Genomic DNA, 13,380 nt, shown 5'->3' with positions numbered 1-13,380 from the left:
GATATGATTGGTTCTAGACAACGAGAGCAGTTCTCAATCCAGGCGTTGCAAATATGTGACGCCTTTCTGGTTTTTTCAGGCTTTTGGCTGGGTGACAAACTACGGCCCGTATTGCGGCCGTTGTTTGGAATGTCGGAATCGACAGAAATCGGCCTGGCCGAAATTTCTTGGCTGCTTTTCATTGTAGTTCCGTTCACGCCACTGATTCTGGAAATGTTCGGGTTCTACCGGAACATGATGCGCAAAACGGTGGCAGAATCACTCTCCCAGATGGTCCGCTGTTTGATTGTGATCGGGGTGGCGGTTGCAATCATGGTGGTGTTCTTCCAGATGTCTACTGCCAGTCGGTTGGTCTTGGCGACAGCTTTTGGAATTTCTTCGATATTACTGCTGACGAGAGACGTCATTGTCAGGCAAAGCCTTAAACGAGCAGCACGTGAAGACGGTGGTCAAAGGGAGCGGGTGGTCATCGCGGGCACACCGGATGATATCGAGGAGCTGCTTTCGACGATGCCTCACGAGGTAACCGACTATTGGGAAGTGGTAGATCGATTCAACTTTGGTGGGGGTGAGTTGGAGGATCTGGAAGCCATCTTGGTGGAAAATTCTGTCCAACGGGTGATCATCGCAGCCCGCGATGCGGTGTTCAGGGAGATTTCCAGAACGGTCGAGCTTTGTGAGAAGCAGGGGATCGAGACATGGGTGTCCGCTGGCTTCATCCGAACTCAGGTCTCTCGTCCTACCTTTGATAACTTGGGAGGAAAACCCATGCTGGTGTTGCGAGCCACACCCGAGCTGTCATGGGCATTGCTGTTAAAGGCGGCGATGGACCGGATTGGCGCATTTATTTTCATCCTCATCACATCCCCATTATGGTTGCTGGCTATTCTCGGCATCAGGATTTCCAGCCCGGGGGCTCCCGTTTTCTTTCGTCAAGACAGAGCAGGGAAATATGGTAAGCCCTTCAAAATGTGGAAATTTAGAACCATGGTGGTCGATGCCGAAGCTCGTCTGGAAGGGGTGAAGGCGGAGATGGGGAATGAAATGAGCGGTCCTGTATTTAAGCTGGAAAATGACCCACGGGTATTTCCCTTCGCACGTTTTCTCCGGAAATGGAGCATCGATGAACTCCCGCAGATGCTCAATGTGCTCTCGGGCGATATGAGTTTGGTAGGACCCAGACCGTTGCCCGTCTATGAAGTCGTGAAGTTTGAAAAGTCGGAGCATCGTCGCAGACTCAGCGTCAAGCCTGGCATCACATGCACTTGGCAGGCCGGCGGTAGGAATACCATTACCGAGTGGGAAGACTGGGTGAAGATGGATCTGGAATACATTGATAACTGGTCTCTGTGGCTTGATTTGAAACTCATCATCATGACGGTTCCGGCAGTGCTTTTTGGACGTGGAGCCAAGTAAACATTCCCAGCCTAGTCATTTCTACCCTTTGAGATTGTCATTGCTGATTCATACAGCACAATCGCCCTCATCAGCCCAGCACCTCGAGCTACACTATGAAATTATTCAGCGGAAAGGCACACCGAACCTTAGCGGAGAAGATCGCCGCTCACCTTGGACGAGAACTAGCAGACGTCAGTGTGACATCGTTTCCAGACGGTGAGACATTTGTCCAAATTAACGAAAATATTCGAGGTGAGGATGTTTATCTGATTCAGCCGACATGTCCTCCGACCAACCATAATCTCATGGAAATGTTGATTATGGTGGATGCCGCAAAGCGGGCAAGCGCGGGGCGGATCACGGCTGTCATGCCATTTTTCGGATATGCCAGACAAGACCGGAAAGATCAGCCGCGGGTGCCGATCACCGCGAAGCTTGTGGCCAATCTTATTTCTGCAGCAGGTGTCGATCGAGTCCTCACCATGGATCTGCACGCTGCACAGATTCAAGGTTTCTTCGATATTCCAGTGGACCATCTCTATGCGAAGCCTGTGTTCATCAAGCACCTTCGCGAACAGCACGGCGATGACGCGAGTAACCTGACCGTGGTTTCTCCCGACGTCGGCGGTGTGAAAATGGCCCGCTCCTATGCGGATAAACTAGGTGCCGAGCTGGCTATCGTGGCAAAACACCGCGTCAGCGCTACCAAGGTAGAGGCCATGAATGTCATCGGTGACGTGGCAGGCCGTAATGTGCTTCTCGTGGATGACATGACGGAAACAGCAGGCACGCTCTGCGCGGCTGCCAAGATCTTGGAAGCGAACGGTGCCAAGAGCATCTATGCCGGCGTATCTCACGGAGTTCTCGGTGAAATGGGACGCCAGCGTATCGCGGAATCGGCAATCAAAGAACTCATCACAACCGACTCCGTACCACAGGCGTATGGGGAAAAAGTGACCACTGTTTCAGTCGCCGGGTTGCTCGGCGATGCCATCAGTCGTATCCACGATGGAAAATCTGTCACTTCTCTCTTTGACATTGACGTCTGAAGTGGTAAAGACCCGCCCCCGCAAGACACTGACTTACTCACTCACTACCCGCCGTCGGTGTTTTAGGGACTGCTCCATCTCATTCAACCACTTCATTTAACCAAATCAAAAAATGGCCAAACCACAAACTTTGAAAGCAGACGAACGTGCCCGTACTGGGTCCGGCGTGCTTAAGCAAATGCGTCGCGAGGGTTTTGTTCCCTCTGTCGTTTACGGCGGGGGTACCGAAAACAAGAACGTCAAGATTCACGCGAAAACACTGCGCGACATGCTCAACCATGCCGCATCTGACAGTATTCTCGTCAACCTTGATCTCGACGACTCCACCACTCAGCTTGCATTCCTTCAGGACGTACAGCACGATGCACTCACCAATGAAATCCTTCACGTGGATTTCCTTGCTGTCGACGAGAAGACCGAAATCACCGCTAACCTGCCTCTCGAACTTGAGGGTGAGCCAGCCGGTGTCAAAGCTGGCGGCGTTCTGGAGCAAATGCTTCACAGCCTTGAAGTCCGCTGTCTCCCTAACGATCTTCCCGAAAGCCTCGAAGCTGACGTTTCAGGCATGGAAATTGGCGACATTCTGCACATCGGCGACATGACCTTCCCTGAAGGCGTGACCGCTACACTCAACGATGACGTTGTTGTGGCTATCGTATCCAAAGGACGCGTAGCTAAGACCGAAGAGGAAGAAGCTGCTGAGGGCGAAGACGCTCCTACCGAGCCAGAAGTCACTTCAGAAAAGTCTGACGACGAATAAGTCCGAGAGATTTGAAAATCAACTACATCAGCCCGGAGCCTTGGCTTCGGGCTGTTGTGTTTTATACTGTTGCACATGTCTGCCATCAAACTTGTCGTCGGTCTTGGGAATCCAGGGCGGAAATATGAGGACACACGTCACAACATTGGCTTCTTGGTGTTGGATCAGATGGCTGCCAAGCAGGGGGCAGAGATGGCGAACCATCTTCGCTGGCGAGCCCATGTTGCGAAAACCGGGGGAGCCATTCTTATCAAGCCGCAGACCTTCATGAACGAAAGCGGGCAGTCGGTCGGTGCCGCGCTCCGTTTTTACAAGTGGCAGCCCGAGCAGGTGCTGGTGGTTTATGATGATGTGGCACTGCCGTTCGGCTCGCTCCGATTTCGAATGGCCGGGTCGGCAGGAGGACACAACGGTATCAAGTCGATCATCAATCACCTCGGCAGCGATCGATTTCCCAGATTGAAAATAGGCATAGGATCGGCAAAGCCGGGAGGCATGGTCGGACACGTTTTGGGGAAATTTTCCACTGATGAACGCAATGATTTGGAAAACACGCTTGCAACTGCCGCAGAAGCTGTTCAGTTTGCGCTTTCCGAAGGAGTAGAGGCTGCGGCCAACGCCTTCAACTCAAGGAAAAACGCTTGATGATCAACCGTCAGGCAGACCTCCTAAAACCAACCTTTAACTACCAAATAGTACAGCGATGAGCAGAAAATACGAAGGCCTGATAGTCCTCAACTCCAAGGGCCAGGAAGATAGCATTAACGACCTTGTGTCCTCCGTGGCCAAGGAAATGGAATCCGGTGGAGCAAAAATGGACGAGATCCAACAGCTCGGCCGCCGCAAGTTCGCCTATAACGCACGCCACCTCGAAGGCGGTCACTACGTGAACTACATCTTTGAAGCCGACCCATCGGCTATCGAAGCCATTCAGGGTAAGCTCAGCCTTAATGGCAGCGTGCACCTTCAGCACTACCAGCGCCTCGGATAGTTTCTCAGCCCTTCGCATTGAAGGGCAATACCGCGTTTCACGAATTCCGTGTTGCCGCGGCTGTATCGATTCCACTAGAGTCTGAGTTATGGCTAATCTTAACAAAGTAATGCTCATGGGTAATGTCACCCGTGACATCGAACTCCGTTACACCCCGAAGGGCACGGCTGTCGCAGATATCGGCCTGGCCGTGAACCGCGTCCGCAGTGGCGAGAACGGCGAGCGCATCGAGGAAACGACTTTTGTCGATATCACCCTCTGGGGGCGCACCGCCGAAGTCGCACAGCAGTATTCAGGAAAAGGCAAACCTCTCTTCGTTGAGGGGCGTCTGCAGATGGATACCTGGGACGACAAGGAAACCGGTAAAAAACGCAGTAAACTCAAAGTCGTCGCTGACAACATCCAGCTGATGGGTGCTCCCGGTGGCGGCGGAGGCGGTGGAAATAGCGGTAACGGAGGCGGAAACCAATCATACGGTGGTGGTGGCCAGCCTCAGCAGCAATCCGGTGGCTCACCTGCTCAAGGTGGCAACTTTGATGATAGCGACGACATTCCGTTCTAAGCATTCTCCCATATAACTTTTTCAAGCGGCTCAGGATGAATTTCCTGAGCCGCTTTTTTGTTATTTGGATGCCTCGATAAAGTCACCTATGTCCAGATTCTGACACTGATCGCACTTGCGGAAATTTCGACGGTCGCCCAGCATACGCCCATGCGTTTGTTCAGCACTAACAGTCCAGAGAGCTTTGTCGATTTCGGCGAGGCTGTGCTCCGTTCACTTCCCTCCGACAACGGGCTCTACATGCCGGAGGTGATCCATGAGCTGGATGATGCATTTTGGTCCGATTGGAAAACGCTGGATTTTCAGGAAATGGCCTGCCGAGTGGTGTCTACTCTGCTGCAAGGTGTGATGCCCGAGGAGGATCTGCGTGAGATCGTCAGCGAAGCTTTGAATTTCCCTGCTCCTGTGGTGAAGCTCGATGATTCCCACCATGTTTTGGAACTTTTCCACGGCCCTACACTGGCCTTTAAAGACTTCGGAGCACGGTTCATGGCCCGGGTCATGGCATGGTTGAATCGCGACTCGGACAAGCCCCTCACCGTGTTAGTAGCCACCTCAGGTGACACAGGTGGTGCTGTCGCACACGCTTTCCATAACGTGCCCGGAACTCGCGTCATCATTCTTTACCCATCCGGCAAAGTCAGTGGACTTCAGGAAAAACAACTCACCACTCTCGGAGGGAACATCACCGCGATGGAAATTGACGGCAGCTTTGATGATTGCCAGCGCATGGTGAAGTCAGCCTTCCTCGATGTGAAGGTTTCCAAAGCCTGCAATTTGACTTCCGCCAACTCGATCAACATTTCCCGCCTCATTCCGCAGATGCTGTATTACTTCGAGGCAGCCCGTCAGTTTGAAAAACCTCCCGTCTTCGTGATCCCTAGCGGAAACTTTGGCAACCTGACAGCCTTGCTGTTAGCGACTCGTATGGGGCTGAAAGTGGGTCACATCGTTGCCGCGACTAACGTCAACGATGTCGTGCCACAGTATCTCACCAGCTCCACCTATCAGCCGCGACCATCTGTTGCTACGATCTCGAATGCGATGGACGTGGGAGCCCCGAGCAACTTTGCCCGCATGGTGGAAATTTTCGGCAACGACTGGAATGCCATGTCCACCAGTATCACCGGATACGCATACAACGATGCCCAGACTCGCGATGCTATTCGCGAAGTGCATGAAAAATACGGATACGTCATCGATCCCCACGGCGCGGTTGCTTACTTGGCTGCCGAAGCCTGGCTCCTGCAGCACCCCGATGACATCACTGTCATTCTTGAAACAGCGCATCCATCGAAGTTCCCCGAAGTTATGCATGAGGAACTTGGTGCTGACGCAGTGAAAATCCCTGAGCGTCTGGCTTGCCTGGCCGATGCGGAAAAGGTGTCGATCCCTATGAAAGCGGACGAAAACGAGTTGCTTCAGTGGCTCTCCGCGAATCCAGCATAGGCAGGAATGACCTCATCCTGAACGGTTTCGGGTAAATCAGGTTGCAACCTTTCGCCTGAAATGGCAGTTTAACCCCTAGTCATGGGGGATATCTACACATTCACGTACCGAAAACTCTTGCTGCCCGCCTGTTTGTTACTGGCGGTTCCGGCATCTGTTCTACAAGCAGCACCAAGCAGGGGCGACGAAAAGAAACGACCTCCCGCTACCGAGGAGCAGCTGATTGCCGCTGCACGGCTGGTGGATACCTATGTGGCCAAAATCTACAAAAAGAAAGGCGTCAGCGTGCCTCTCGATGCGAGTGATCCGGTATTTCTTCGTCGGAGTTTCTTGCTGACCGTAGGTCGTATTCCCACCGTAGAAGAGGCTCGGGTGTTCATCGAATCAGATGATCCTAATAAACGTGTTTTATTAGCCCGCTATTTGATGAACTCGAAAGGCTACGACAGCCACATGGGCAACTGGCTCATCGACATGCTACGCGTGCGAGACAATTTTGAAAACGGACGCACAGCCGCGCCATACATGGCCTGGGTTCGTAAATCGGTCGCTGAGAACAAGCCCTTTGATGAAATGACTCGTGAGCTTCTCTCTGCTCAGGGTGCCATGTGGCAGAACGGTGCAGTGGGCTACTACATCCGAGACAAGGGTATGGAGCTCGATAACATGTCTAACACCATGCGGCTCTTCCTCGGCACTCGCATGGAGTGCGCCCAGTGCCACGACCATCCCTTTGCGGACTGGGAACGCATGGATTTTTACCGTCTCGCTGCATTTACCAATGGTCAGTCTGAAATCAGACGCAACGTTTGGAACACCGTCTGGAGAGAAATGCGCGAAGCAAAAGAGGAACGCACTCCGTTAGGAAACATGGTGCGCTTCTTGGGAGACGAGGTTTACTACGCGAGTCTAACTGGGGCCGGCACCGGTCGCATCAAACTGCCGGGGGATTACCAATACAACGATGGAGACCCTAACGAGTGGGTCAGCGCCCATACTCCTTTCGGCAAAGCCATACGCATGTCCAAACGGAAGGACGATGACGATGGCCTTGAGACATTCGCCACTTGGGTCACCGACCCCCGCAACGAACGCTTCGCCACCATCATCACCAATCGCATGTGGAAACGTATCATCGGCACCGGCTTATTTGAACCTGTTGATGAATACGTCACACCGGAGGAAACCACCTCGCCAGAGCTTACACGCTATCTGGTTAGATTAATGCATGAGCTCGGCTACGATCTCAAAGCCTTCCAGCACGTGTTGATGCTCACTCGCGTCTATGCTTTTGCCTCTTCAGAAAAAGAACTGGCTCCTGGTGAAAAGCCGATCTTTGACGGACGCAAAATCGAACGTATGAGTGCCGAGCAATACTGGGACTCCTTAGTCACCATGATCGCAGGCAACCCTGATAAGCTGCCTACTCGCGGCACTTCGGATGCCATCTACTACCGTGGCAGACCAGTGCTCGTCGGTGAGATGACTATGGCTGAACTGCAGAAAGAGGTCTTCGCTATCGATTCGCCAAAGGCTCTCCGTAAATACGCAACGGATCTGCTTGATCGATTTGAAAAGAGCAGCCGCAGCGGTGGTAAAAAAGACAAGAGCATGATGATGCGCGCCAGAGGCGGCAGGGGAGCACTCAAGGGGATTGCCCGCGCTTCAGAGTTGGAATCACCCGCGCCGAAGGGGCACGTGCTTCAGATTTTCGGACAGTCGGATCGTGTCTTGTTAGACTCTGCCACTAAAGAGGCGAATGCCACCCAAGTGCTCTCGATGCTTAATGGACAAGTAGAGAAGCTCGTAGTGGCGAATGACGACGCCCATATTTACAAATTGTCCAAGGGCAGTGTCCGCGACCGCATCCGTGCGATTTTCTTAGGCACGCTCTCACGCCCTCCCAGCAAACAAGAAATGAAGCTCATGGAGGACGAAGTCGCCGCTCGCGGTGAAGCTGGCTACCGCAACATCATCTCCGCCCTGATTAACACCCGCGAATTTATCTTCGTCCCGTAAGGGGATCTAACACAAACAACTTTTGACCAATGAAAAACGATTTCAATAAACAAGACGAGCTTTCTCGCCGTGCGTTCATGATGAAAGCAGCACGCACTTACCTCGGTGTAGGGCTGGCTCCCATGCTGGGTGGCACTCTCGCCAGCAATGCTTATGCTCAATCCTCCAAGAAGGGGGAGAAAAAGCCGGCCGACTCAGTGATTTTCCTGAACATGTCCGGCGGCATGAGCCACATCGATACCTTCGATGTGAAACCCAGCAAAAAGGAGGTCCAAGGCCCTGTCGAGGCAATCAATACCAACGTCGATGGTATCCAGATCAGTCAGTATTTACCTAAGACTGCCGCCGTTATGGACAAGATCTGCCTAATCCGCTCGATGTCGTCCATCAACGGCGCCCACGACCGTGGCCAGTATGCTCTTCACCGCAGTTACGCCCCACGCGGCACGATTGTGCACCCCACGCTCGGAGCATGGACCATGAAGCTCAAGGGCCGTAAAAATCCGGAAATCCCCGGCTTTGTCACCGTCGGTGGCGGTGCTGCCAATGCCTCGGCTGGTTTCTTCGGCGTCAAATTTGCCGGCGTTCCCCTAGGTCGACCCGATGAGGGCCTTAAAGATAGTGTCCGAGCAGGATCAGTCAGTGAAGAAGACTTCGACCGTCGACTCAAGCTGGCTGATGCAATGAACAAAGACTTCCACGCCCAGCATAAGAACACCGAGGCTCAAGCCTACGATGAACTCTACAAGGAAGCCGTCAGGCTTATGCGCAGTGATGATCTCAAGGCGTTCGACATCGCCAAGGAGCCGAAGTCCTCTCGAGATGCCTATGGCAATAATTCCTTCGGTCAAGGCTGTCTGCTGGCGCGCCGGCTCGTCGAGCACGGAGTCCGCTTTGTGGAAGTCAATCTCGGGGGCTGGGACACCCATTACGATAACTTCACTTCCGTGGAAGCCCGTTGTCAGGTCCTCGACCGAGCTTACGCGAATCTCCTCGTCGAACTCGAAGCCAAAGGTCTTCTGGACAGCACCATCGTAGCGCTCACCACGGAATTTGGCCGTTCGCCGAACATTGTGGCTGAACACAGCAATGGTCGGGACCACCACCCAGCCGTTTACTCCAGTTTGCTTGCAGGCGGAGGGTTTAAAGGCGGTATGGTCTACGGCAGCTCAGATTCCAAAGGGGATCGTGTGAAAAAAGACAAAGTCGGTGTGGAGGACTTCAATGCCACCATCGCCACCCGTCTGGGCATGGACGTCAGCGCCGTGCTCCATTCGCCATCAGGCCGTCCCTTCCAGGTCGCCCACAAAGGAAGGCCAGTTAAGGAATTAACGGCCTGATCCAAATACAGCGAAGCCAATAAATCAGCGGGAAAACTCCTTGTGATGATTGGTTCATGCCAAAAAGCGTTATTTTTCCCTTGTCAGCCTCGGCGGAGAGACGTAAGAACTCCCCGCCCTGCGAAGGGTGTCTTCCGAACTAACCAGCGGGAGATGAAATAATCCAATTAATATGGGTAGATGGCCGAGTGGTTAAAGGCGGCAGACTGTAAATCTGCTCACGTAAGTGTACGAAGGTTCGAATCCTTCTCTGCCCACCATTTTACTAAAAGACTCGGAGTTAACGCTCCGGGTCTTTTTCTTTGTCGGTAGCTTCAGTTCATCAGGGTCAAAGAATGACCTGTATGACTGTTTCGTATCCCTTGTTGAGATAAGTTGGAGAAGTATCGTTTTGGCTCTTCTTACATATGAATTCACAAACCCATCCGGACTGGATAATTTATACGCGATGATCCGTTTAACATATTGGATGGCATCGGCGCTTATGCTGTCGTCATTTACACTTCAAGCTGCACCGGTTGTGGTCATTCCCCGTGACGGGCTTCAGCTGGAGGGCGACTTAGGAAGTTTCAAAGCCTCGTGGAACTACGAAAATCCGGAGCCAAATTTGTTGCTGGCAACATTGACACTTGAGTCGCCAGAAGCGGAAATACCACCCGCGATCACTGTGAAGTGGGATGTTCCAGCGGTGGATTTGGTGGGAGTTTGGACCCCCAATCCACAAAGTCCAAAAAACAATCACATGGGCATGAAGGTGGTGTCGAGAGGTGCTCAGGCTATGCCTTTGTATTGCTATTTCGACTCCGCTGACCGGAACCGCATGTCCGTCGCTTTATCGGATGCATTGCGGCCAGCCACTCTGACGGGATACGTTAGAGAGGAGGACTCGAAGCTCTATATGTCGATTGCGCTGTTCCAAGAAAAACAGCCGGCGGTGAAAAGTTATCAGATTACGATTCGGTTTGATACTCGTCAGATTCCATTCCATCAGACATTGTTAGAAACCACTCGGTGGTGGGCGGCAAAAGATGAATATAAGCCTACACCGTCGCCCGCAGCTGCACGTGTGCCACTTTATTCGACTTGGTATAGCTACCACCAGCAACTTGATCCGAATGAGCTCGTAGAAGAGTGCAAGATCGGTGGAAAAGTTGGGCTAGGAGGAATCATCGTGGATGACGGTTGGCAGACTCTGGATGGGAACCGTGGTTACGCTTTCACCGGCGATTGGAAACCCGATCGAATTCCTGACATGAAGGGGTTTGTAGATCGGGTGCATGCACTCGATCAAAAGTTCATGCTCTGGTATTCCGTACCGATGGTGGGTGAGAAATCTGAAGCTCTCAAACGTTTCAAAGGGAAGACTCTCAGGCATGTTCCTGGCTTCGGTGCGCATGTCCTTGATCCGCGGTATCCCGACGTGCGTGAGTTCTTAATAGGGACCTATGAGACGGCAGTCCGCGATTGGGCTTTGGACGGTCTCAAACTGGATTTCATATCGATGTTCTCGGCCCGACCTGCGAAAGACCTCACTGCCGCAGACGGCAGGGATATTGCATCAGTTGATATTGCGGTCGATCAGATGATGACCGAACTCATCCAGCGTTTGAAAAAGATCAAGCCGGATATTCTCATTGAGTTTCGCCAGCCCTATAATGGTCCGCTCATGCGCAAGTATGGGAACATGCTAAGGGCTGTGGATTGCCCTAACTCCGGACCGATCAATCGCATGCATATCGTCGATTTGAGACTCGTCGCAGATGACACCGCCGTCCACAGCGATATGATCATGTGGCATCCAGACGAGCCAGTGGAGAGCGCCGCCTTGCAGATTCAGAACATCCTTTTCAGCGTGCCGCAGATCTCGGTGAAATTAGCGCAGCTTACAGATGAACATCGCGCGATGTTAAGCTACTGGATGAATTACTGGACTCAGAACCGAAGTGTTTTGTTAGATGGAGTGTTTCAGCCATCTGGGCCAGCGCAGAACTATCCGTTGATCATTGGTCGTGATGACAAGAAAATGATCGCGGTGCTTTATCACGAGATGATTGTCTCGCCAGGTTCTGACGCTCCACGTAACATTGACGTGGTGAATGCCAAGCCTGATGCTGACGTGGTTCTGCGCTTTGAGAAAGATTATGGTCGGGCGAAGGTGCAGACTTTGGACGTGCTTGGTCGGACGGTTTCCGAGAAAACCGTGAATCTTAAAGCTGGAGTCACGGTATGGAAAGTTCCAGCGTCAGGGCTTCTCAAGATACAGCATATCCCTTCGAATTAAATTTATGAGAACTATCCATATCAGAAAAGTCGTGTGTATCACTTTGATGGCACTCTGTTTGCCTAGCCATGCAGTGGAGACGCTTACCAAGGCAAAGCAAGGACCTAAAAAGACTCCTACACTAAAGCTGGCCGGCATTTTTGGTGACAATATGGTCCTGCAGCGGGAAACAGACGCTGCGATCTGGGGCATGGCTAAACCGAATGCGAAAGTGATCATTCAGCCGTCTTGGAGTAAGTCCGCTATCGAGGCTATGGCTGATGGTAAGGGCAAGTGGCTGACCAAAATCCGCACGCCGAAAGCAGGGGCGGGATTGGCGATCGTTGTGAAAAGTGGTGGCGCTAAGGTTCACCTGAAAAACGTGCTTTCTGGAGAGGTCTGGATTTGTAGTGGTCAGTCTAACATGCAATGGAAGATGCGAGGCTTCGGTGTCGATCACTTCAAAGAGGATGTGCAGAAAGCGAAGTATCCTCAGATTCGTCTTTGTGATGTTCCTCAGATTATTGCGTTAAAAGGCCAGGATGATGTATCTGCCCGCTGGAAAGAATGTAACCCTAACACGGTGCTGAATTTCAGTGCTGTGGCCTACTTCTTTGGATCCCGACTGCACCAAGAGCTCAATGTGCCCATCGGCCTGGTTTCCACAAACTGGGGAGGTTCGGCTATCGAAGGCTGGATTAGTCCGGAGGTGCTTCAAAAAGAACTGCCTTCATATCAGGCACAGACCAAGAGTTATGCTAAATGGATGAAGGAAATCGGTGTATTGCACGCTCGCAGTGGCAAGAAACCAAAAGGCCTGAATCAATCTTCACCATGTGTGTTGTTCAACAGCATGGTGAAACCTCTGATGCCATTTACCTTCCGTGGAGTCATCTGGTATCAAGGTGAATCAAATGTGAAACGCCCTGTCGAATACGCCAAATTATTCCCCGCAATGGTTCGTGACTGGAGGCAGCACTGGGGCATAGGTGATTTCCCATTTTACTACGTTCAGATAGCACCATTCGAATATAAGGTAGAACCCATTCCGGTAGCATTCCTGCGTGAGGCCCAGATGAAGGCTTTGTCTGAGCCGAACACGGGTATGGTGGTCACGATGGATATCGGCGAGGCTACAAACATTCACCCGAAAGAGAAAAAGCCAGTGGGAGAGCGACTGGCATTGTTAGCCCTGGCGCGTGATTATGGGAAAAAGGATCTGGTGGATTCGGGCCCGATTTACAAATCTTCCAAAATCGAAGGCGATAAGATTCGACTGGAATTCGACCATGTTGGCGGTGGTCTGGTAGCCAAAGGCGGTGAGTTGAAACACTTCACGATTGCTGGTGAAGATAAAAAATTTGTTCCAGCGAAAGCTGTCATCGATGGCGAATCAGTCATTGTCAGTAGTGATTCCGTGGCCAAGCCAGTAGCGGTCCGTTTCGGCTGGGGAAATGCTGATCTGACGAATTTTTACAATCAAGCCGGTCTGCCAGCGTCATCTTTCCGCACGGACAATTGGCCTATCATTCGCAACAGTAAGAAGTAGAAT

At 52.1% G+C, this 13,380-nt stretch carries 11 protein-coding genes, 1 tRNA gene and 1 pseudogene; all 13 read left to right on the top strand.

What is annotated here, in order from left to right; translation table 11 throughout:
• Positions 1-3: 3 nt before the first annotated feature.
• The 13 genes and pseudogenes from ACSPJT_RS08785 to ACSPJT_RS08725 all read left to right on the top strand — a co-directional run bounded on the left by ACSPJT_RS08785 (position 4) and on the right by ACSPJT_RS08725 (position 13,377).
• Positions 4-1,416 (top strand): sugar transferase, encoded by a 1,413-nt coding sequence (locus ACSPJT_RS08785; protein ID WP_435896002.1) that lies wholly within the window; start codon positions 4-6, stop codon positions 1,414-1,416.
• 95 nt (positions 1,417-1,511) lie between these two features.
• Entirely contained in the window at positions 1,512-2,447 is a 936-nt protein-coding gene (locus ACSPJT_RS08780; RefSeq protein WP_435896001.1) for a ribose-phosphate diphosphokinase, read from the top strand.
• Positions 2,448-2,559: 112 nt separating this feature from the next.
• Positions 2,560-3,207 (top strand): 50S ribosomal protein L25, encoded by a 648-nt coding sequence (locus tag ACSPJT_RS08775; protein WP_435896000.1) that lies wholly within the window; start codon positions 2,560-2,562, stop codon positions 3,205-3,207.
• 75 nt (positions 3,208-3,282) lie between these two features.
• Complete coding sequence (pth, locus tag ACSPJT_RS08770; RefSeq protein ID WP_435895999.1) at positions 3,283-3,852, top strand: aminoacyl-tRNA hydrolase; 570 nt, start codon at positions 3,283-3,285, stop codon at positions 3,850-3,852.
• 58 nt (positions 3,853-3,910) lie between these two features.
• Positions 3,911-4,198 carry a 30S ribosomal protein S6 gene (locus ACSPJT_RS08765; protein WP_435895998.1) on the top strand — a complete coding sequence of 96 codons (288 nt, stop codon included), beginning with the start codon at positions 3,911-3,913 and terminating at the stop codon, positions 4,196-4,198.
• Positions 4,199-4,286: 88 nt separating this feature from the next.
• On the top strand, positions 4,287-4,760 hold the full coding sequence (ssb, locus tag ACSPJT_RS08760; protein ID WP_435895997.1) for a single-stranded DNA-binding protein: 474 nt from the start codon (positions 4,287-4,289) through the stop codon (positions 4,758-4,760).
• Between the two features lie 57 nt (positions 4,761-4,817).
• Positions 4,818-6,209 carry a threonine synthase gene (gene thrC, locus ACSPJT_RS08755; protein WP_435895996.1) on the top strand — a complete coding sequence of 464 codons (1,392 nt, stop codon included), beginning with the start codon at positions 4,818-4,820 and terminating at the stop codon, positions 6,207-6,209.
• A gap of 81 nt (positions 6,210-6,290) precedes the next feature.
• A pseudogene (locus ACSPJT_RS08750) lies at positions 6,291-6,935 on the top strand (DUF1549 domain-containing protein); the annotation flags it as partial.
• 24 nt (positions 6,936-6,959) lie between these two features.
• Entirely contained in the window at positions 6,960-8,228 is a 1,269-nt protein-coding gene (locus ACSPJT_RS08745) for a DUF1553 domain-containing protein (RefSeq protein ID WP_435896192.1), read from the top strand.
• A 29-nt stretch (positions 8,229-8,257) separates the two neighbouring features.
• Positions 8,258-9,568 (top strand): DUF1501 domain-containing protein, encoded by a 1,311-nt coding sequence (locus ACSPJT_RS08740; protein WP_435895995.1) that lies wholly within the window; start codon positions 8,258-8,260, stop codon positions 9,566-9,568.
• A 174-nt stretch (positions 9,569-9,742) separates the two neighbouring features.
• Positions 9,743-9,828, top strand: a tRNA-Tyr gene (locus ACSPJT_RS08735).
• 188 nt (positions 9,829-10,016) lie between these two features.
• Positions 10,017-11,849 (top strand): glycoside hydrolase family 36 protein, encoded by a 1,833-nt coding sequence (locus ACSPJT_RS08730; protein WP_435895994.1) that lies wholly within the window; start codon positions 10,017-10,019, stop codon positions 11,847-11,849.
• Positions 11,850-11,853: 4 nt separating this feature from the next.
• On the top strand, positions 11,854-13,377 hold the full coding sequence (locus tag ACSPJT_RS08725) for a sialate O-acetylesterase (protein ID WP_435895993.1): 1,524 nt from the start codon (positions 11,854-11,856) through the stop codon (positions 13,375-13,377).
• The last annotated feature ends 3 nt before the right edge of the window (positions 13,378-13,380 follow it).

Origin of the sequence: Oceaniferula spumae (assembly GCF_042849255.1) — a bacterium.
GTDB classification, from domain to species: Bacteria; Verrucomicrobiota; Verrucomicrobiia; order Verrucomicrobiales; family Akkermansiaceae; genus Oceaniferula; species Oceaniferula spumae.
Note: the sequence above shows the minus strand (reverse complement) of the source record. Positions and strands in the feature narration are given on the sequence as shown.

Bases quoted from the DNA above. Each gene is read 5' to 3' on its own strand.
- ACSPJT_RS08780 (WP_435896001.1), top strand. From the start codon at position 1,512: ATGAAATTATTCAGCGGAAAGGCACACCGAACCTTAGCGGAGAAGATC.
- ACSPJT_RS08725 (WP_435895993.1), top strand. From the start codon at position 11,854: ATGAGAACTATCCATATCAGAAAAGTCGTGTGTATCACTTTGATGGCA.
- ACSPJT_RS08730 (WP_435895994.1), top strand. From the start codon at position 10,017: ATGATCCGTTTAACATATTGGATGGCATCGGCGCTTATGCTGTCGTCA.
- ACSPJT_RS08765 (WP_435895998.1), top strand. From the start codon at position 3,911: ATGAGCAGAAAATACGAAGGCCTGATAGTCCTCAACTCCAAGGGCCAG.
- ssb (WP_435895997.1), top strand. From the start codon at position 4,287: ATGGCTAATCTTAACAAAGTAATGCTCATGGGTAATGTCACCCGTGAC.
- ACSPJT_RS08740 (WP_435895995.1), top strand. From the start codon at position 8,258: ATGAAAAACGATTTCAATAAACAAGACGAGCTTTCTCGCCGTGCGTTC.
- ACSPJT_RS08785 (WP_435896002.1), top strand. From the start codon at position 4: ATGATTGGTTCTAGACAACGAGAGCAGTTCTCAATCCAGGCGTTGCAA.
- ACSPJT_RS08775 (WP_435896000.1), top strand. From the start codon at position 2,560: ATGGCCAAACCACAAACTTTGAAAGCAGACGAACGTGCCCGTACTGGG.
- pth (WP_435895999.1), top strand. From the start codon at position 3,283: ATGTCTGCCATCAAACTTGTCGTCGGTCTTGGGAATCCAGGGCGGAAA.
- ACSPJT_RS08745 (WP_435896192.1), top strand. From the start codon at position 6,960: ATGGATTTTTACCGTCTCGCTGCATTTACCAATGGTCAGTCTGAAATC.